At 46.0% G+C, this 19,819-nt stretch carries 18 protein-coding genes; 11 read left to right on the plus strand and 7 right to left on the minus strand.

Annotated elements, in window-relative coordinates; all coding sequences use genetic code 11:
- Positions 1-22: 22 nt before the first annotated feature.
- From ACUTVW_RS10770 to ACUTVW_RS10810, 9 genes are all read left to right on the plus strand, one after another.
- Positions 23-874, plus strand: a complete 852-nt coding sequence (locus tag ACUTVW_RS10770) for a 3-hydroxyacyl-CoA dehydrogenase family protein (RefSeq protein WP_445645785.1) — start codon at positions 23-25, stop codon at positions 872-874.
- Positions 875-886: 12 nt separating this feature from the next.
- On the plus strand, positions 887-1,942 hold the full coding sequence (locus ACUTVW_RS10775; protein WP_445645786.1) for an HAD-IIIC family phosphatase: 1,056 nt from the start codon (positions 887-889) through the stop codon (positions 1,940-1,942).
- A 15-nt stretch (positions 1,943-1,957) separates the two neighbouring features.
- Entirely contained in the window at positions 1,958-2,221 is a 264-nt protein-coding gene (locus ACUTVW_RS10780) for an acyl carrier protein (protein WP_445645787.1), read from the plus strand.
- Positions 2,218-3,102, plus strand: coding sequence for a hypothetical protein (locus ACUTVW_RS10785; protein WP_445645788.1), 885 nt, complete (start codon positions 2,218-2,220; stop codon positions 3,100-3,102). The genes ACUTVW_RS10780 and ACUTVW_RS10785 overlap by 4 nt, the downstream gene beginning before the upstream one ends.
- A gap of 23 nt (positions 3,103-3,125) precedes the next feature.
- A complete protein-coding gene (locus ACUTVW_RS10790; RefSeq protein WP_445645789.1) occupies positions 3,126-3,887 on the plus strand; it encodes a thioesterase II family protein in 762 nt (253 codons plus the stop codon).
- Between the two features lie 22 nt (positions 3,888-3,909).
- On the plus strand, positions 3,910-6,243 hold the full coding sequence (locus tag ACUTVW_RS10795) for an ABC transporter permease (RefSeq protein WP_445645790.1): 2,334 nt from the start codon (positions 3,910-3,912) through the stop codon (positions 6,241-6,243).
- Between the two features lie 12 nt (positions 6,244-6,255).
- Positions 6,256-7,023, plus strand: a complete 768-nt coding sequence (locus tag ACUTVW_RS10800) for an ABC transporter ATP-binding protein (protein WP_445645791.1) — start codon at positions 6,256-6,258, stop codon at positions 7,021-7,023.
- A gap of 61 nt (positions 7,024-7,084) precedes the next feature.
- Entirely contained in the window at positions 7,085-7,720 is a 636-nt protein-coding gene (locus tag ACUTVW_RS10805) for a TetR/AcrR family transcriptional regulator (RefSeq protein WP_445645792.1), read from the plus strand.
- 20 nt (positions 7,721-7,740) lie between these two features.
- Complete coding sequence (locus ACUTVW_RS10810) at positions 7,741-9,069, plus strand: MFS transporter (protein WP_445645793.1); 1,329 nt, start codon at positions 7,741-7,743, stop codon at positions 9,067-9,069.
- A gap of 134 nt (positions 9,070-9,203) precedes the next feature.
- On the opposite strand, the gene ACUTVW_RS10815 is transcribed toward ACUTVW_RS10810, so the two are convergent.
- The 3 genes from ACUTVW_RS10815 to ACUTVW_RS10825 form a co-directional block, all read right to left on the minus strand.
- Positions 9,204-10,028 (minus strand): carbohydrate ABC transporter permease, encoded by an 825-nt coding sequence (locus ACUTVW_RS10815; protein ID WP_445645794.1) that lies wholly within the window; start codon positions 10,026-10,028, stop codon positions 9,204-9,206.
- A gap of 1 nt (position 10,029) precedes the next feature.
- Positions 10,030-10,902 (minus strand): carbohydrate ABC transporter permease, encoded by an 873-nt coding sequence (locus ACUTVW_RS10820; RefSeq protein ID WP_445645795.1) that lies wholly within the window; start codon positions 10,900-10,902, stop codon positions 10,030-10,032.
- A gap of 110 nt (positions 10,903-11,012) precedes the next feature.
- Positions 11,013-12,314: an ABC transporter substrate-binding protein gene (locus ACUTVW_RS10825; protein ID WP_445645796.1), complete on the minus strand. Its 1,302-nt coding sequence runs from the start codon at positions 12,312-12,314 to the stop codon at positions 11,013-11,015.
- A 187-nt stretch (positions 12,315-12,501) separates the two neighbouring features.
- On the opposite strand from ACUTVW_RS10825, the gene ACUTVW_RS10830 reads away from it, so the two are divergent.
- Both ACUTVW_RS10830 and ACUTVW_RS10835 read left to right on the plus strand, forming a co-directional pair.
- Positions 12,502-14,391 carry a cache domain-containing sensor histidine kinase gene (locus tag ACUTVW_RS10830; RefSeq protein ID WP_445645797.1) on the plus strand — a complete coding sequence of 630 codons (1,890 nt, stop codon included), beginning with the start codon at positions 12,502-12,504 and terminating at the stop codon, positions 14,389-14,391.
- 10 nt (positions 14,392-14,401) lie between these two features.
- The gene (locus tag ACUTVW_RS10835) at positions 14,402-15,217 is read left to right on the plus strand and encodes a response regulator transcription factor (protein ID WP_445645798.1); all 816 of its coding nucleotides are present in this window, start codon (positions 14,402-14,404) and stop codon (positions 15,215-15,217) included.
- On the opposite strand, the gene ACUTVW_RS10840 is transcribed toward ACUTVW_RS10835, so the two are convergent.
- The 4 genes from ACUTVW_RS10840 to nirB all read right to left on the minus strand — a co-directional run bounded on the left by ACUTVW_RS10840 (position 15,218) and on the right by nirB (position 19,752).
- Positions 15,218-15,847: a YfbR-like 5'-deoxynucleotidase gene (locus ACUTVW_RS10840; RefSeq protein WP_445645799.1), complete on the minus strand. Its 630-nt coding sequence runs from the start codon at positions 15,845-15,847 to the stop codon at positions 15,218-15,220.
- 243 nt (positions 15,848-16,090) lie between these two features.
- The gene (locus tag ACUTVW_RS10845) at positions 16,091-16,873 is read right to left on the minus strand and encodes a formate/nitrite transporter family protein (protein WP_445645800.1); all 783 of its coding nucleotides are present in this window, start codon (positions 16,871-16,873) and stop codon (positions 16,091-16,093) included.
- Between the two features lie 59 nt (positions 16,874-16,932).
- Positions 16,933-17,259 (minus strand): nitrite reductase small subunit NirD, encoded by a 327-nt coding sequence (nirD, locus tag ACUTVW_RS10850; RefSeq protein WP_445645801.1) that lies wholly within the window; start codon positions 17,257-17,259, stop codon positions 16,933-16,935.
- 63 nt (positions 17,260-17,322) lie between these two features.
- Positions 17,323-19,752, minus strand: a complete 2,430-nt coding sequence (nirB, locus tag ACUTVW_RS10855; RefSeq protein ID WP_445645802.1) for a nitrite reductase large subunit NirB — start codon at positions 19,750-19,752, stop codon at positions 17,323-17,325.
- Positions 19,753-19,819 lie beyond the last annotated feature (67 nt).

Raw genomic sequence — 19,819 nt, forward strand, 5'->3', positions numbered from 1 at the left:
TCAACAGGGAGAGAGGTTAGGTATGCATAATCAGCTCATCGCAATCATTGGCGCAGGCGTTATGGGATGTGCTACGGCACTGGATGTTGCCAGAGCCGGATATAAGGTCATTTTGCAGGATCATTCGGAGTTTGCCATTGCCCAGGCTCCAGATATCATACGACGTGAATACCGCTCGGCCTGCTTCTTGAAAAGAGGATACGGTGAGGTTCCGCTCGATGTCATTATAGATCGAATCTCCTTCCAGATACAGGACGAAGGTGTGGAAGAGGCCAGCATCATTATTGAAAATGTGACAGAACATATAGAGTCCAAAAAGGAAGTCTACGCGCGTTTAAGTCAAAAGGCTCGTCCTGATGCTCTTTATGCGTTGAACACAAGCTGTATTTCAGTCACTAAACTGGCTTCCTTTTTACCTGACCCGAGCCGTGCAATTGGCGTGCATCTGATGAATCCGGTTCCGGTTAAATCCTTGGTGGAGGTGATCAAAGGACATCATACAACACCTGAGACAGAGCAGGAGATGGTAACGTTTCTGGAGTCTCTTGGCAAAAATCCGGTCGTCATCGAGGATCTGCCAGGCTTTGTATCGAACCGGCTCTCTCATTTGTTAATGAATGAAGCAGCCTTTATTGTCCAGGATGGTATTGCTACAGCTGAGCAGATCGATGCCATTATGAAGAAGGGGTTTAGTTATCAGATGGGTCCGCTGGAAACAGCAGATTTGATCGGCCTGGATACCGTCGTGCACTCGCTTAAAGTGTTGTACGAAAGTTACCAGGATCCTAAATTCCGCTGTTGTCCGCTATTGCAGAAAATGGTGGATGCTGGACACTGGGGACGCAAGACAGGTCAAGGGTTCTATGCCTATTAACCAAAGGGAGGCATGTCCGTGGAGCAGATAAAAGATATCAAATGTATCGTATGGGATCTGGATCACACGATCTGGGATGGAGTCTTGCTTGAATCGGGGGATGTGCAGCTGAGGACGCGCATGAAGGAGGTGATTGAACAATTAGACCGCCGCGGCATACTGCATTCCATCGCCAGTAAAAATGATGCAGAACTGGCCTGGGCCAAACTTACCGAATTGGGCATTGCCGAGTATTTTTTATACCCCGAGATCCATTGGGATGCGAAGTCCATATCCGTTGGACGTATTCAGCAAAATATCAATATCGGAATGGATGCCATCTTGTTTGTAGACGACCAACCTTTTGAACTGGAGGAAGTGAAGAGCGTACATGCCGACATCCATGTTCTTCATGCAGATCAATATGAGACGATGCTGGATGATCCGAGACTGATGCCTCGATTTATTACAGCAGACTCTTCCCGCAGAAGGCAGATGTATCAGGCAGATACACTTCGAAAGCAGGCTGAAGAACAGTATGAAGGTCCTTCGGAGAAGTTTCTGGCTTCACTTGGTATGAAATTTACCATCTATGAAGCGACAGAGGATGATCTTCAGCGAGCTGAAGAGCTGACGGTTCGAACGAATCAGTTGAATGCTACAGGGATCACCTACAGTTATGAGGAGTTACATCAGTTGATGACTTCGCAGGATCACTTGCTATTGGTGTGTGAACTTGAAGACAAGTACGGAACATATGGAAAGATCGGGCTTGCGCTTATTCATAAGCAGCCGGATATATGGAGACTGAACATGTTACTGATGTCGTGCCGAGTTATGTCAAGAGGAGCAGGAAGTGTACTGCTTACTTATATCATGCGTGAAGCACAGCAACAGGGCAAGCAGATGCTTGCTGATTTCAGAGATACCGGCAGAAACCGGATGATGAACATCAGCTATCGTTTTGCTGGTTTTACACAACGGTCTGCAGATCCTGATGGAAAGATCGTCTTTTCACATGATTTGAAGCAGGTTGTGGAGTTTCCAGACTATATTGAAGTTTGTGTGCCTGAAAGACAACATCAATAACAAGGGGGAAGGAAATTGGATTATCGTCAGGAAATTCGAGAGTTTATTGGAAACAACCTCACCATGGAACATGAGGATGCTCAAATTAGTGACAACGATAACTATTTTGAAATGAGATTTGTCAACTCACTCTTTGCCATGCGTTTGGTGGATTTTGTAGAGCGCAGATTCCAGATTGAGATCGGAAATGACGATCTGGACTTGTCTAATTTCAGTACGATTAACCGGTTGCATGATCTCATTGAGAGAAAGCTTGCTGCGAAGGAGGTGGCACGATGATTTCAGCAAATCAGCCATCGGTGCGTCCAATCGCGAGCCCGGCAGCCAGTCCTTCCAATAAATATATGTACCTGTTCCTGGCGATGTCCTTCGGTACTTGCTACGGTATTGCCAGTTTGTTCATGTTCTTTCCTGATTTTATTGTGCCCATCACAGGTGAGCTGCATCTGATGCACCCGCTAGCCATGGTTGCTTTGTACTCTCCTTCCATTGCCGGCTTAATTACCTGTTATTTAATGGGGGGCAAAGACGCGCTGAAAGGCATGTTCCTGAAGCTGGTCCCGCGCAAAAAGGATCTGTTCTGGATTCCTGTGATTATCGGTATATCCGTCGTATTTGCTTCATCGATGCATTTTGGTTCTCTGCTATTCGGCATACCGGTTCCTGATCTGACATATAGTGTACCGGAAATGATCTGGCTTGGCATTTTGAACTTGTTCAAGGAGACCGGGCTCATCGGCGGGTTGTTTGGATGGATTGGATTTTTGCTTCCGTTCCTGCAAGGCAAGTTGAAAAACAATGTAACAAGTGCTCTGATTACAGGACTCCTGTTTGGATTATGGGTGCTTCCGGGTTATTTGATCTCATCTTTCGGCACCTCAACCACATACATATACTACGTGGTGCAACTTATGGCATTTATCGTATTTCAGAGCTACATCTTCAATGCTACCAAAGGCACGCTGTTATTTTACCTTTTGGCATTCTGGCTTGTGGCTACTGGAAGTCAAATCGATCTGTATTACTTTAATCCGCAGGTACAGATCATGCAGTTTTTCTTCTTCGTAACATCGGCAATTATTATTCATATCATCTTTAAGCGTAAAAAAGTAGACACAACGCTCCAGACTTTTCCTGCATATGTTCTGGACACGAAATAGCAATTAACGGTGGTGATGGAGTGATGGCACAGACTTATCTTGAACGACTGCAAAAGGGCAGGGGGAACAGGCAGGTGATCTGTTTTCCTTATCTGGGTGGGTATGCCCAGAATTTTTATCCTTTAGTGTCTCACTTTCCGGATACGGAAATATGGGCATTCACACCTCCCGGTCACGGGATGAACTCCGAAAAGCCTCTGGAACATATGCGGCAGCTTGTAGACCTCTACACAAACGAACTGCTGCCTGTCATCCAACCTGGTGCAATGTTGTTTGGGCATAGTCTGGGTGGAATTACAGCTTATTATGTTACCCAGCGGTTACAACAGGAACTTCCAGATGTAGCGAAGACATTGCGGCTTGTGTTATCCGCCTGCAACACGCCTGCCGAATGTGGAATGAACCGTTACGACCAGATGTCTGATGAGCATCTGATCGATCACCTCTTTTCCTATGACGGTCTGCCCAGAGATCTCATCCACGAAAAAGAACTTTTGCAGTATTTCATGCCTGTAATTCGGTCGGATTTTCGAATGCTGGAATCCGCAGCAACACTTGAATGTCAGCCTCTTTCATTGCCAGTGCTGTATCTGTGGGGAGAACGTGACAGTGCCGTTCCCCTGCAGTCAGCGCTAAAGTGGGAACGATATTTCAATGTGCCGATGAAGCTTCAGACCATTCGAGAAGGTACACACATGTTCATCATGCATCTACCTTCAACGGTGGCGCATTACCTGACAAGCTTTATGACTCCAGAATTAGAACGACTAAACATAGTAGAGTAGATGAGAGGAGCCATGTTCTTTTATGCTGCTGAGAATGCTGAGAAACGACTTAATGAGGAAAAAAGGAATTACGGCTGCACTGTTTATCTTTGTAATGCTTGCCGCATTGCTGGTGTCTTCCGGTTCTCGAATGATCATGGAACTGACAAGTTCCATTCAGTACCTGTTCTCTGAATCAAAGACACCGCATTTTGTGCAAATGCACTCTGGAGAACTAGACCAGGCCAAAGTGAACACATGGGCTGAAGGTAATGCAATGGTTGAGCAGCATCAGATTGTCGAGATGGTTAACATCAATGGAGCCAATCTGTACCTCGGGGCGGAATCCGAAAAAAACACGGTCATGGATATTGACCTTGTTACACAAAATCAGCAATTCGACTATTTACTTAATCTGAACAGTGAGATTATCCAGGTTCGTGATGGTGAGATTGCTGTGCCTGTGTACTATTTGCAGCAAAACAAATTAAATATCGGTGATCAGGTTCGGATCAATAATGGGGATTTTGAGCGTTCGTACACCATTGTTGATTTTGTGCGTGATGCGCAGATGAATCCGTCTGTAGTCCACTCCAAGCGTTTTATCGTAAGCCCAAGTGATTTACAGCAATTAAAGCAGGGCGTAGGCGAGATGGAGTATCTGATCGAATTCCGTCTGCATGATCCTTCCAAAACCAGTGAATTCACGCAAGCTTATCAAAATGCAGGGCTTCCTAACGCTGGCCCGGTGGTGACATACGGTTTGTTCCAATTGCTTAATGCGATGACAGATGGGATTATCGCGGCTGTCATTATTTTGGTCAGCCTGGTGCTGATTCTAATTGCGATGCTGTGTATTCGGTTTACCATGCTTGCGACCATCGAGGAAGATTACCGCGAGATTAGTGTAATGAAAGCCATCGGGATCGCGGAGAAAGATATCAAGCGGCTCTATCTTGCCAAGTATGTGTTTATGGCAGGGGCGGCTTCCATACTTGGATACGTGGCTTCCCTCGGAGTGAACCAACTTTTTGTATCCAACATTATGCTTTATATGGGAAAAGCACCGGCAACATTGCTGCATTTCGCCATTCCTTTGCTCGCAGCAGGCTTAATCTTCGCGATGGTTGTCCTGTTTTGCCGGACGGTGCTGCGACGTTTTCGTTCCATCTCTGCTGTGGAAGCCCTTCGTACCGGAAGTCTGGGCGATACAAAAATCATCCGGAATCGGTTAAGTCTGTCACGTAATCGATGGTCTTCCGTCCCTGTTTTTCTCGGGCTCAAGGAAGTGTTGCAGCGTGTCAAAATGTTCCGTTTGTTATTGTTCGTGTTCATTGTCAGCTCATTTATTATGATTGTGCCACTTAACTTTTTGAACACACTACAGGCTCCAAGTTTCATATCTTATATGGGTGTAGGGCAAAGTGATATTCGAATCGATCTTAGGCATAGCGATGATGTAGAGCAGCGTTATGCTAATCTGGTTACCCAGATTAAAAATGATCCAGAAGTCCAAAAGTATTCACCACTCGTAACGAGCCAGTTCAAGATCCGTAATGAAGAAGGCAGTTACGATAATCTTAGCGTAGAGAGCGGAGATTTCAGCATCTTTCCTTTATCTTATCTGAGTGGAAATGCCCCGGTGACTGATCGAGAGATTGCTCTCTCGGATGCAAACAGTAGTTCACTCAAACTCAAAACGGGTGATCAACTAACCTTGCAGGTAGGTGGCAGAGATCAGGTGATGACTGTCAGCGGTGTCTATCAGGATGTGACGAACGGCGGAAAAACAGCGAAGGCGCTTGTACCTTACAACAAAGATAGTGTGCTCTGGTATGTAGTCAGTCTGGATCTGAAAGACCGTGGTGTTATGGCTGCCAAAATTTCATCGTATGAGAAAGACTTCTCTCCAGCGCGCGTAACCGATCTCCAAGGATACTTAAGTCAAACGCTTGGTGGCACCATTCAGCAATTGAAACTGGTGACTACACTTGCACTGACGATTGGTGTATTCATATCGATTCTGATCACTTCACTGTTCCTTCAGATGATGGTTGCCAAAGATAACAATGATATTGCTGTATTACGAAGTCTCGGTTTTGCTTTATCCAAGATCAAGCTGAAGTATGTTGTGATGTCACTCGCCATCCTGATTGTGGGTGTGGCAGCAGGTACAATCCTGTCGAATACACTTGGGCCGAAGCTGGTTAGCGCTATAATGTCCTCGTTTGGCGCTTCGGATATCGTGTTTGTAGTTGATCCGATGCAGGCGTATGTGCTCTGTCCGTTGCTGCTGGCAGGAACGATTATTATTACAGCGTGGATCAGCATTCAGTCGATTCGGGAAACTAGCATTTCGAAAATGATTGTGGAATAGGGAGGCATAACCATGACAACGATACTTGAAGCAAAAGATGTGAATAAATCGGTGGCAATTGGCGAGAATGAAGAACAGCGTATTCTGAAAGATATCAATCTTCAGCTAAAAAAGGGAGAGTTTGTTTCTATCATGGGCCCGTCCGGTTCGGGCAAATCGACCTTGCTCTATAACATCAGCGGCATGGATCAGATCAGCACAGGCAGTGTGTTCTTTAATGGCAAGCAAATATCAGCGTTTCCAGAGAAAGAGCTGGCGAGTCTGCGCTTGACCAAAATGGGTTTTATTTTTCAAAATATCCATCTGCTCAAAAATTTAAATCTGCTGGACAATATTATTCTTTCCGCTTATCTGGCCAATAACAGCAACCGGGATACCATCAACAACCGTGCAATGTCATTAATGAAAAAAATGGGGATCGACGAGCTGGCTCAGCACAACATTACCCAAGCTTCGGGGGGACAACTGCAACGGATCGCGATCTGCCGGGCACTGATCAATAATCCAGACATTCTGTTCGGAGATGAGCCGACGGGGGCACTGAATTCCAAATCTACTCACGAGATTATGGATATTCTCGGTGATATTAATGCAACAGGAACTACGGTTCTACTCGTGACACACGATGTCAAAGTTGCCGCCCGCTCGGAACGAGTGCTGTTTATGATGGACGGCAATCTGGTTGCGGATAAAAACATCGGAAAGTATGACAAGGATAAACAAGATCTGAAGATGAGAGAGAGTCGATTGGCTCAATGGTTAACGGAAATGGGGTTCTAAACTTAGAGCTTCATGACTAAAATAGACCGACAGTCGGTCGAGAGGTAATGGAGGACAGAATATGAGATTGATGAAAAATCCGGAGGAACGCAGAAATGAAATTTTGAATGCGGCCGAAATTCTGTTCGTGACCAAAGGGTACACCAAAGCAACGATTATGGATATCCTCCAAGCCTGTGACATTGCCAAAGGCACATTTTATCATTACTTCCAGTCCAAAGAGGAGGTCATGCATGCCATCGTTATGCGTTTTATTATGAGCGGCGAAGCTGCGGCGAGACGTGTGGTCGCAGATCCCAAGCTCAGTGCACATGATAAAATTTTTCGCATTATTATGGCCCAGAATCAGCCTGACGATCGGAAGGTTGGCGTGATCGAGCAACTGCACAGTGTGCAAAATGTGGAGATGCATCAAAAAAGTTTGGTCGAGACCGTACTTCGTCTAAGCCCCATCCTGGCAGAAGTGGTGGAACAGGGCATTCAGGAAGGGGTATTCCATACCCCGGATCCTCAAGAGAGCATTGAGTTTTTACTGGTATCTTCGCAGTTTCTGCTGGATCAGGGCATTTTTCATTGGGAGGAAGGGGAGTTTCAGAAAAAGGTGAGAGCATTCAGCCAGATCATGGAACGGGTGCTGGGTGCCGAAAATGATAGCTTTGCCTATGTAACGGAATTGTATTTTCCACATCAAGCTTAACAAGTAAAGGAGTCGTAAATATGGAACAAACTGCTCACAAATCGTTTGGTAAATTTCTGATTGTCTGGTTTGGCCAGTTGATCTCGATGATTGGTATCGGGCTTACCGCGTTCTCTCTGGGGGTGTATGCCTTCGAAAAAACAAACACAGCAACCAGCGTTGCGCTGATTACCTTATTCACATTTTTGCCCAACATTCTGCTTCGTCCTATTGGCGGTGTGTTGGCTGATCGATTTGACCGCCGTACGATGATGATTATTGGTGACCTTGGCTCTGCAGCCGGACTGGTGTTTATACTGTCTATTATGCTCACGGGGGATATTCAGTTATGGCATATCTACGTGGGTGTGGCATTCAGTTCTATATTCTCGGCGCTGCAAAGTCCGGCATATAAAGCCTCAGCAACGGACCTGCTGGATAAGGATCAGTTCGCTAAAGGCAGCGGGCTTGTGCAGCTCGCGGAATCCTCCAAGTTTTTATTTTCACCCATTATCGCAGGTATTTTGCTTAGTGTCACAACGATTGAAGTTATTATGGTCATTAATATTGCGACGTTCCTGATTGCCATTCTGGCCGTGCTGGTTATTCGCAAGAGCATGAAGGTGGAGCGGGAGGACAAAGAAGATCACAACTGGTTGACGGATATTAAGGAAGGCTGGAGAGAGGTTGTAACGAATAAAGGAGTACTGCTGCTCGTTATTATCATTTCTTTGGTAACTTTTTATCTCGGGTTTCTGGAGACACTTATCGGTCCTATGCTGCTGTCGTTTACCGATGCCAAGACCCTGGGAACGTTTCAGTCCGTTAGTGCAATCGGTATGCTGATCAGCAGCCTATGCATCGGTATTTTCACCATGACCAAGAAATATGCAAGTGTGCTGGTTGCAGGATTAGTCATGTGTGGTCTGGCCTTCTCACTGTTGGGCGTTTCAACAAATATCTACTTTATCATCTTTGCCGGATTTTTGTTCCTCTCCTCATTGCCGTTTGTTAATATGAGCGCAGATGTGTTGGTGCGTAATAATATAGCGAATGAAAAGCAGGGCAGAGTGTGGGGGATTATCGGTATCTTGTCCCAACTTGGATTCATTGTCGCCTACAGTTTAGCTGGATTTTTGGCAGACCATGTGTTTAATCCACTTATGATGGAGGGCGGAGCATTGGCATCATCCGTAGGTCAGATTATCGGAACCGGGCCAGGTAGAGGCATTGCTTTGTTGTTTATCATTGCAGGTATATTCGTCATTCTGATCGCAATCGTGACGTCACGTCTGAAAATGATCAAGTCACTGGAGCAAAGCAGTGATATTACATCACCTCCCGATGTGGGCGGGCTTGCACATGATTAATGCATCTTTAGTTTTGTAGGAAGCAAGATAGCCCTCGTCTGATCCGTGTACCGTTCTTGATATCGAACGAGGTACAGTGGGTTCAGACGAGGGCTTATTTTAATGGATATCCATTATTAATGCTGAGTTCTGATCTAACCTTTCACTGCACCGGAGGTCAGGCCTCCCACGATGTATTTTTGTCCAATGAGGAATACGATCAGGACGGGCAACGAGGTAAGTACGATATCGGCGCTGACCAGATTCCACTTGGCGCTGAATTGTCCGAAAAAATTGTAAACAGCCAGAGTCATTGGCCACATCTCTACGGTGTTCAGCATATAGAGCGGGGCAGTGAATTCATTCCAGACACTGAGGAAATTCAGAACAAATACGGTAACCAACACCGAGGTTAACAAAGGCACAATGATTCGCAGGAACAGTGTGATCCCATTGCAGCCGTCCATAATCGCAGCTTCATCTAGCTCTTTCGGAATGTTGCCCACAAACGCATACGTGATGAACAGGGAGATGGGAATTCCCATCGCGGTATAAAGCAGAATCATGCCTGCATGGGAGTTGATCATCCCCAATGTTTTCATCACTTCCATGAGCGGAATGTAGTTTAGTGGCAACGTGATGCCCAGGATCAGAAAAAAATACAAAAACTTGCTCAGTTTCGAATGATTACGGGATAACGTGAACGCAGAGAACGCCACGACAAATACCAGCAGCAGAGACGACACGCCCGAGTGCAGCAAACTGTTGAAAAAGGAACCTCCCAAGTGTCCTTGTTCATAGACGATTCTATAATTTTCAAATATAAACTTCTCGGGAAGTGTAAGTTTCAGTACCTTGGCTTCGGCATCTGATTTGAATGAATTCAACAGAATGACAGCAAAAGGAATTAATACAACCAGACTTAATAACCAGGCGAGTACATTTAACGTCAGAGAGAGGATCTTTTTTCGAAAACGCATATCAATATTCCACCTTTCGATTCATCAAACGGATGATGAAGAAAGAGATGATCGCCATGATGACAAAGAGAATGGTGGATAGAGCGCTCCCGAGTCCCCAATATCCTTTGGCAAAAGAGGAGTAAACAGCCGTGTTGATAACATCTGTAGCATTGCCCGGGCCGCTGTTTGTCAGCACGTATACCGCATCAAAGACGCGTAGACCATACGTAATATTGAGTACGGTGGCAATGGTGATGGTGGGCATCAACATGGGTAGGGTAATACGAAACAGCTTTTGGATAAAGCCCGCACCATCGATGGATGCAGCCTCATAGTAGTCCCGTGGAATGGCGAGCAGTCCCGCGATAAAAAGCACCATAATATACCCCATGCCTTTCCACGTATCGACAGCCATAATCGATGGCATCGCCCAAGTGAGAGACCCCAGCCAGTTCTGGGCCAGTGCATCCAAACCGATGGAACGCAGGGTAACGTTAACGAAACCGTTGTTCGGATCAAGCAGGCTTTTGAACACCAGACCTACAATCAGGAAGGATAGGACTTGAGGCGAAAAGATAATCATCCGATGCCAATTGGCGGCTTTCACACCGCTGACTAGCAGCAGGGCCAGGAACAAGCCCAGAACGGTTTTGGAGATGGAGGTAACCACCGTAAACAGCACGGTATTTTTAATAAATAGCAGATAGGTTGGGTCACCTGTCAGAATCGTGCGAAAATGTTCCAGACCAATAAAGTTTTTCTCCGAACTATAGCTGTTCCAATCGGTGAAGGAATAGTAGATGCCCAATAGTGCAGGAGCAACGATGAACAGCAGGTATAGTAAAATCGCTCCGGATGAGAAATACCAAGGGTAGATTTTGTTCGTATTCATAACTCTTAACACCAATCCTTCCTGCAAAACGGGAAGAAGCACCCCAGCGTTTGACCGATGGAGTAACTCCATTCCAGTTGTGCATTTGTTTCCGAAATAACCTCCGGCTGTTACTGCCACTTCTCATCCTTCAGCACTTTGGCTTGTTCGGCTCGGCGTTTATCAATATTTTGCAGAATCTGATCAGGGCTCATCGCTCCTGCGAACATACCTGACAAGTCTTTGCCGATATCCATCCATTGTGGATCAATATATTTTACGGCAGCCTGCATGACGGTGCCTTTTTCATGATTTTTCTCATAATCAATGTAATCCTGTGTCAGCTTCGGTTCGATCTCGGGCCAGCAGATCGTCAGATTTCCTTCGCCTCCATCAAACACCTGTTGCAGATGATCATGCTTGGTAATCCAGCGGAAAAACTTCAACACTTCTTCGGGATGTTTGCTGTTTTTGTTGCCAAACATGGCCGCTGAACCTCCGGGGTTCACACCAATTGTCTGATTGTCTCCCCAAGGCATCACGAAGAATCCCATATTATCTTTCATCGCCGGATAGGCTTCAGATACTTCCTTTTCCGTACCTGGAACCCGCAGCAGCATTGCAGCTTTTTCCTGTCCGAACGCTTCAATTCCCGCTTCTACTGTATTGGATAAGAAGTCTTTGCCGAAATAGCCAAGATCAGCAAATTCTTTCAATTGCTCGATAACGGTCTTCAATTGGGTCAGATCTGCGACCTTCATCTCATTATTGTTCAGCTTTTCATAGGTTCCTGCGGCCTTCTGCTCATAGTTTGGCCCGGTCTCGAACAACGGCAGCACCTGATACCAGCCGCTTGCTGGAGCTTGATAGAATGGAATGATATCTTTATCCTTAATTTCCTGGCTAATCGCTTTGAATTCGGCATAGGTCGTAGGAGGTTCAATACCTAGGTCAGCAAAGATACGTTTGTTATAGTACACATACCAGATTTTCGTAGGGGCAAAAGAAACTCCGTACACCTTGTCATTATGACTGACGGTAGGCAAGATCTCTTCCGACATCCGTCCCGTAAACTCCTCATTGGTCAGATCAATTGCATTTTCCTCTGGTCTGACATTGGCTGGCATGCTCAGCGGGTCGACATCTACATTAAAAATATCAGGAGCCTCACCGGAAGCCAGCTTTACCTTGATCAGATCACGCCACTGCGCGTCAGGAACCACCTGAAAATCAATTTTGACCCCGGTTTCCTGCTCGTATTCCTTCGCCATCGTCTGCATAATCCCCGTTCGTGGAATACCGGATTGGCTTGTGCCAAAGGTTAGTGTGACCTTGCCTGTGCCTTCCGCGTTTTTGTTCGAGTTGCAGCCGGCAAGCAGCAGGACAGAGAGAAGCAGCATACTTGTCATTGGAAAAAGAAATCGTTTTCTCATTTTGAACCTCCCTAAAATTCAATCATTTATGCACTTGCCGAAACGCTTTATGTAAGCGTATTCTTATGTGGATAACTTTACTTTGAATAACGAGTAGGCTCAATAGACAAAAGCGTTCTTCGAGGTGGACATTTTCGAAGTCATCGCAGATACGCAGATGTTGATAATGAAGAAGGGGGGTATGGAATTGCGGTATCGATTCAGAACATTACAGCAGAGTTTGTTTGCGTATTATTCAGCGGTATTTATTACGTTTTCCCTTATTGTGGCTGGACTGTTATATGTGTATCTCACCAGTGATATTCGTCATCGAAGTGAAGAGCAGCAAAAACAATTGGGGTTGTCCATTGTTAGTCATCTGGATCAGGAAGTTGTGAAAATGAACAATTTTTCCATGAACATCGTATATTCCAATCTGGTCAAGGAGCATTTCAGTCATTACTTGGCCCCGGCAGAGGGGGTTGAACGAACGATGACAAGTGACCCCTCGCTGTATAAGGACACAACTACACTAATTGATGTCATTATGGCGATTATTAGCAGCTCCAATACGGCCAAACAGGCTAACATTTACGATGTGAATGGAAAGATGCTGGGGGCGGGAGTATTCAACGGACAGCTTCCGGTAGATCTGAAGCAGCGCCCCTGGTATAAGGAAACCTGGGAACGGAGCGGCTGGCGTGTCATTCGTCTGCTACAAGGTGGTGCATTGCCCATGCCCACCGGGGAAGGGAGAACGGATCAACCTTATATCTCGCTTACACGGGTTTACAAGGATGGCAATTACGTCAGTCAGGGTGTCGTTGAAATTTTGCAGCTTGCCGAAGACCTATTCCAGTATTTGCGCGAACTGCAAGCAGGTAATAAGGAACTTCGAGTTTATGTGCTGGATGAGCAGGATACCTTGTTGTACCCGCTTCCTTCAGCCACGTTAGATGCTGATTCCTCTTCAGCTTCAGCTGGCTATTCGGAAGATATGAAACTGATTCAACATCGTACATCTCCGCCTGAAACGATGCAGGAAGTCACCCATTCGCCTACGGGGTCAAGGCAGATGATGACGTATATGACATCGCAGGAAACCGGATGGACTGTTGTTGTCATGCAGTCCAAGCAGTCCCTTTTCGCCAATCTGAACCGGATGGCATTGATCTTTGCAGGTGCTACGCTAGCTACCCTGTTGATTATTTTGATGTTTTCGTATCTGATCTCGAAAAGGGTTACTCTGCCGCTTCATCGGTTGCAGCGCATTATCCAGAAAACAGGTGAAAACGACCTGATGTCAGGTCAGGAGGCTGGTCAGTTGTTATTCAAGCTGGAACATCCTGCCTCCATTCGTGAGATGGCGGAGCTGAATGATACCTTCATCCGGTTGAATCAGCAGCTTGTGCAGTCTTTTCAGGACCAGATGGCCATCAAATCCCGGGAAACAGAGGCGAGGTTGCTGGCATTGCAGTCACAGATGAACCCGCATTTTCTATACAACAACATTACCAATATAAGCATCATGGCGGAGGAGGGCATGAATAAACAGATCGTGGTGTTCTGCGATCATATCGCTTCTATGCTTCGTTATATCTCTACTTCTGGCAAAAACGGCGTCCCGTTATCTCACGAACTTGAGTATTGTGAACGGTATCTTGAATGTATGAAAATTCGCTTTGAGGATGATTTGCACTACGAGTTCTCGATCCCTGATGAGATGAAAAATATCCGGGTTCCGATGTTGATCATCCAGCCTTTGCTCGAGAATACGATGAAATACGGTTTGAGTGATACACTGCCATGGAAACTGCATATCACAGGTGAATTGCATATCGATCAGGAGACCTGGCGGATTCACGTTGAAGATAATGGCCCCGGCATGGAGCCTGAAACGCTCGCACAACTTGTGCATTATATCGACGAATCTCAGGAATGGGATCAAATGCCTCAGCTTGAGATTAACGGGATGGGACTCAAAAATATCTGGGCTCGCTTGAAGTTATGGTATGGTCCGGCAGCCAGGATGTGTATCGAAAATAAATCTACCGGCGGTGTCAGCATTCGTATAAGAGGTTCCATTCGAAAGGAGTAGGGTCGAACGTATGAATATGATGATGAAATACAGAACCATAATTGTAGAGGATGAGGCTTTAATTCGTCGTAATGTGTCACGAAAGTTCAAAGAGCTGAATACAAGGTTTGAAGTCATCGGGGAGGCGAGAAATGGTCAGGAGGCGTTGCAACTTATCGAACAGAGTGTACCTGATCTGGTCATTACCGACATTCAGATGCCCGTGATGAACGGGCTTGAACTAGCGAAATATCTTTATTTTGCTTACCCGCATGTTAAAATTGTTATCCTTAGCGGGTATCATGAATTCGAATATGCACGGCAGGCGATCCATTATAAGGTAGAAGATTATCTGCTCAAGCCGTTGTCGGAAGAACAGCTTCGTGCGCTGCTGGTTGCGATGGAGCTGAAGCTGGGAAGCGCTGTGGATTCACTGTCACATGTAAGTGTCGTGCTAGAGGATCAGGTGAAAACGGAAGATATTGCAGCGTCGGTTAAACTTTATCTCAAACAAAACTACATGCATGAGATTACATTGCAGGATATGGCAGCACAGATGCATTTCAGCTTAGACTATCTGGGGAAATGTTTTAAAAAGGTAACAGGGGAGACACCATTGAAATACCTGACGGGTCTGAGACTAAACGAGGCAAAACGTCTGCTTGCAGCGTATGAGCATATGGATATCAAGACCATTGGCGGAGCGGTAGGGTATGCGGATTCACATTATTTTAGCAGGATTTTCAAAAACAAAACGGGCCTGTATCCGAGCGAGTATCGGCAACAGTGGCTGGTACAAAAAAAAGCTCTGTCCATGGATCAAGACAATCCGGATGGGCTGAGCTGATTATTGGGATAATGCTTCTTCCGTAATTTTGCGGATATCAAACGGGGAACGGTTACCTTCTTCAATGATGTCAGGCAGAATGTGATTGAGGAAATAACGAACACAGTGGAGGTCAATATTTTTGATCTTGATCAATGCGTAGCGGTACATGATAATGAATTCTTTTTCCGTATTGCCGCGTTGTAGCTCTGCAAATGCTTCATACACTTGGTCCATTTTATCAGCTACTTCAAGGATAAGCCCTTCAACGGAGTTGTCTTTACCTTCGCGCAGTTGTCTGCGGAAGATGTCTTGGAACTCTGGCGGGATATTTTCATTAATAAAATGGGATACCATGCCTTCTTCCACCTGCTGCAGCATGGAACGGAGCTCCAATGAGTAATGTTTGACCGGTGTTTTGATATCACCAATGAAAATTTCGCCATAGTCATGGCTGCTGGTGATCTCATACAACTTTTTCCAGTCAATGCTTACACCTTGCTGTTCCTCGATATCGGCGAGGGTTTTAGCATACTGCACGACTTTCCAGGAGTGGGCCGAAACACAGTGTTCTTCAAACTTGAATTTGCCCGGGGTGCGAATGATGCGTTCGAGATCGTTCAGCGATCGGAAGTACGTATGGATTCCCATAGAAGTGATCATCCTTTGCTTGTTTGGGTGGTCAATACACCGACTATACTGCTGTTATGTTAACCGGAGATTAAGGATGTATACACCATTTGTAAATTTGTAAAAGGAAGATCAAAAAGCCACGGAGTGCTGAATCAGATTCAGCATCCCCGTGGCCGTGAGATAAAGATTAAATCGATTTCCAGTGAAATTTCTTCATTTTAGAAATCGATGTCTAATAGAAATGTAGGAACGATCATGACATTACGCTTTTTTACGTACCGGTGAAGTGTACCAGTAAGCCATGCCAACAAACAGGGCGCCACCGATAATGTTACCAATTGTGACTGGAATCATGTTATGGAACCAGCCAGCGAGAGAAATCGTATCCGGGTGGTTGGGCAACAGCCAAGCCAGGGACAGGAGTGTCATATTGGCTACACTGTGCTCGTATCCGCTTGCGATAAAGGCGTACAGACACCACCAGATGAGAACCAGCTTGGCAATATCTTCTTTGGAGCGGGCAGACATCCAGATGGCCAGACATACGAGCCAGTTACAGAGAATGCCGCGGAAGAAGAGTTCAGTCACTGGAGCAGCCATCTTTTTGGCAGACACGACGAACAGCAGATGCTCCGGGGCAGCTGTTTTGAACAGGCCGCTTCCGACAATCAGCAGGCTAAGCAGGATGGCACCGATCAGGTTGCCGAGAAAGACAAGTCCCCAGTTTTTCAACGTTTCATTTACTGTGGTTCGCCCTGCAAGTGTGCTCATCGTAAAAAACATGTTGTTGCCTGTGAACAGTTCCGACCCGGCAAAGATAACCAGCGTCAAGGCGAGGCCGAAGGACATGCCCATCAGCATCGTTTGCAGCGGTGAATGTGCAGCGAGCAACGGAGCTCCGATACTGAAGATCAGGATGATGCCCAGACCCACATATGCACCTGCCATTAGGGCAGCAACCATGTAACGTGGCAAACTTGCATTCATCTGGTCTCTTTTTTTAACGGCTGCTTCAATAATTCCTTCAACACTTGGTGTATACATCTTGGTTTCCCCCATTAATCAACATCAATCTCATCCCCAATGTTACAGTAGAGCAGAGGTTATACAGCAATCCAGACCTGGTCATTCTCCACCTTGACCGGATACATCTGCACTTGACCGTTGTCTGGTGCTTGCACCTGACCTGTTGTCAAATCAATTTTCCAATCGTACAGCGGATCATAGAGATAGTGTCCAGAGACAATGCCTTCCGCCAGCGGCCCACCCTTAGGGTGGGGGGTATGGTTGTCAGCAGCAAAGATGGTACCATCCGAAGCACGGAATACCGCAAGCTGGAGATCTTCGATCTCGACAACTCTGCCAATGCGTGGCAGAAATTCATCTATAGCTCCAGCCGGGAAATACGTGCCTGTTTGTTTGGTTGTCATCGTAAACCACTCCTTTTGTATCCAATTTTTTCTCTACTTGACTCCGATATAATCTGATTTTGGTTATGGGCGAGCCGTAACTTCAATGCTATGGAACATTTTGCTCTGGCCTTCTTCATCACGAATCGCTTTTTGCCATGGTTCTTCCACCTGTTCAAGGGCAAACTCGATCCGTTCCATCAGGGCTTTACGTTCCACAACGTTATCTACAACAACCGAGCGGATATGTTCCAGACCCATACGTTCTACCCATTCGGAAGTACGTTCCAGATAATTACCTGTCTCGCGGTAGTACTGCATGATGGCTCCGCACAATTCAATTAGTTCATCATCGGTTTTCACTTTGCACAACGAGTCAGCAAGTCTTGCTTTGATCCCGCCATTACCACCGATAAAGATTTCCCAGCCGCCGTCATTACCGACGATCCCGATATCCTTCGTGCATGCTTCTGCACAGTTCCGAGGACACCCGTTTACGGCATATTTGAATTTGGCTGGCAGATCCAGACGTTCGAATTTACGTTCGATTCTTTCACCCATTGCCATGGAATCCTGTGTACCGAAGCGGCAGAATTGGGAACCGACACATGTTTTAACCGTACGAAGCGACTTCGCGTAGGCGTAACCTGAAGGCATATCCAGTTCAGCCCATACTTTAGTCAGATCTTCTTTTTTGACACCGATTAGATCCAGACGCTGACCGCCAGTAACTTTAACGGCTTTAATATCATATTTGACTGAAACGTCAGCGATTCGTTTCAGATCGGCTGGTGTCGTTACACCGCCATACATCCGAGGAACAACGGTGTATGTTCCGTCTTTTTGAATGTTGGCATTCATACGTTCGTTAACAAACCGGGATTCTTTTTCATCCTCGTGTGTGTCCGGATAGATCATGCCCAGATAGTAGTTGATGGCCGGACGGCATTTCGAGCAACCCTCAGGCTGGCTCCAGCCAAGTACATTCATCACTTCTTTGCTTGTTTGCAAGCCTTTTTCCCGGATTTCAGCAACAATCTCATCCCGTCCGAGGGATGTGCAGCTGCAGATTCCCTGTTTGCCCCCGGCAGTGAAGCCATCTCCAAGCACATATTGCAAAATCTGTTCCACCACCGGTTTACATCCTCCGCAAGAGCGGGTTGCACCGGTGCAGGCTTTAATTTCATCAATTGTGGTAAGACCTTGATTGGTAATGACATCCACGATCGCACCTTTGGTTACCCCGTTACATCCACAGACGATTTCGTCTTCAGGCATGGTCTCAACAGAAGTTGTTTTTTTGTGACCGCCACAACCCGTACCCATAAGGGAACTGTACAATTCATCCGTCATTTCCGTTTGGTTTTTGATTAGTTTCTGCAGTTCGGCAGAATCGGTAATGTCTCCGAAGAGTACGGCACCTACCATTTTGTTGTCACGAAGCAGAATTTTTTTGTACGTTCGTTTCCAGTCGTCTTTTTGCGAAATCACGGTATGTTCCGGGCTGTCAATGAATTCACCAGTAGAGAAGACGTCTACACCCGAAATTTTCAATTTGGTGGATACAATCGAGCCTTCATACGGAGCAGTTTCGACCCCGCAGATATGTTTTGCAAGAATCATCCCTTGTTCAAACAGTGGCGCCACAAGCCCGTAACACACACCGCGATGTTCATTACATTCTCCGACAGAGTAAACGTCTTTCAGTGAAGTCTGCATGTAATCATCCACGATGATGCCCCGGTTGACTTCGATGCCGCTCTCGCGAGCTACAGCTGTATTGGATTTAATACCAACCGCCATGACCACAAAATCAACATTCAGCACAGATTCGTCGGCAAAACGTATACCTTCAACCCGGTCACCACCCAGCAGTTCGGAGGTTTGGGCACCCATTTTGAACTTGATTCCCTGACGTTCCAGTTCAGCTTTCAACATGGCAGAAGCCTGAGGATCCAGCTGTCGTTCCATAAGATCATCCATAAGATGCACAACGGTAACGTCCATACCGAGTTGTACCAGTCCTTTGGCTGCTTCCAGGCCTAGCAGTCCGCCCCCGATGACAGCTGCCTTTTTGTATTCTTTTGCAGCTTCCAGCATGATATTGCAATCGGCGATATCACGGAAACCAACGACACCCTGCTTGTCATGTCCGGGTACAGGGAGGATGAACGAATTTGAACCCGTTGCGATGATAATTTTGTCATAAGGAGCACGGTGCCCGTCTTCAGTTATCACTTCACGAGTCTCGGCATCAATGCGAGCAACCGTTGTTCCTGTGTGAAGCGTAATGCCATAGTCCTTGTACCAGTGGAGATCATTAAGGACAATGTCATCCAGCGTTTTGCTACCTTCAAGTACGTAGGATAACATAATACGATTGTAGTTAGGATAAGGTTCTGTACCAAAAACCGTAATATCAAAGCGTGAAGTTAATTTTAGAATTTGTTCCACTGTGCTGATTCCGGCCATACCATTACCGATGACGACTAATTTTTCTTTATTTCCGTTCATGTGTGTAGCCCTCCCTTGGATAAACCTGTACATTTACCAACATTTTTAATGGCTTATATTTGAATTA

Source organism: Paenibacillus sp. TSA_86.1, from assembly GCF_052691815.1.

Excerpts from the sequence above, each read along its gene's own strand:
- ACUTVW_RS10770 (WP_445645785.1), top strand. The coding sequence starts at position 23 with ATGCATAATCAGCTCATCGCAATCATTGGCGCAGGCGTTATGGGATGT.
- ACUTVW_RS10795 (WP_445645790.1), top strand. The coding sequence starts at position 3,910 with ATGCTGCTGAGAATGCTGAGAAACGACTTAATGAGGAAAAAAGGAATT.
- ACUTVW_RS10835 (WP_445645798.1), top strand. The coding sequence starts at position 14,402 with ATGAATATGATGATGAAATACAGAACCATAATTGTAGAGGATGAGGCT.
- ACUTVW_RS10815 (WP_445645794.1), bottom strand. The coding sequence starts at position 10,028 with ATGCGTTTTCGAAAAAAGATCCTCTCTCTGACGTTAAATGTACTCGCC.
- nirD (WP_445645801.1), bottom strand. The coding sequence starts at position 17,259 with ATGACAACCAAACAAACAGGCACGTATTTCCCGGCTGGAGCTATAGAT.
- ACUTVW_RS10825 (WP_445645796.1), bottom strand. The coding sequence starts at position 12,314 with ATGAGAAAACGATTTCTTTTTCCAATGACAAGTATGCTGCTTCTCTCT.
- ACUTVW_RS10790 (WP_445645789.1), top strand. The coding sequence starts at position 3,126 with ATGGCACAGACTTATCTTGAACGACTGCAAAAGGGCAGGGGGAACAGG.
- ACUTVW_RS10800 (WP_445645791.1), top strand. The coding sequence starts at position 6,256 with ATGACAACGATACTTGAAGCAAAAGATGTGAATAAATCGGTGGCAATT.
- ACUTVW_RS10820 (WP_445645795.1), bottom strand. The coding sequence starts at position 10,902 with ATGAATACGAACAAAATCTACCCTTGGTATTTCTCATCCGGAGCGATT.
- nirB (WP_445645802.1), bottom strand. The coding sequence starts at position 19,752 with ATGAACGGAAATAAAGAAAAATTAGTCGTCATCGGTAATGGTATGGCC.
- ACUTVW_RS10840 (WP_445645799.1), bottom strand. The coding sequence starts at position 15,847 with ATGGGAATCCATACGTACTTCCGATCGCTGAACGATCTCGAACGCATC.
- ACUTVW_RS10785 (WP_445645788.1), top strand. The coding sequence starts at position 2,218 with ATGATTTCAGCAAATCAGCCATCGGTGCGTCCAATCGCGAGCCCGGCA.
- ACUTVW_RS10810 (WP_445645793.1), top strand. The coding sequence starts at position 7,741 with ATGGAACAAACTGCTCACAAATCGTTTGGTAAATTTCTGATTGTCTGG.
- ACUTVW_RS10775 (WP_445645786.1), top strand. The coding sequence starts at position 887 with ATGTCCGTGGAGCAGATAAAAGATATCAAATGTATCGTATGGGATCTG.
- ACUTVW_RS10805 (WP_445645792.1), top strand. The coding sequence starts at position 7,085 with ATGAGATTGATGAAAAATCCGGAGGAACGCAGAAATGAAATTTTGAAT.
- ACUTVW_RS10845 (WP_445645800.1), bottom strand. The coding sequence starts at position 16,873 with ATGTATACACCAAGTGTTGAAGGAATTATTGAAGCAGCCGTTAAAAAA.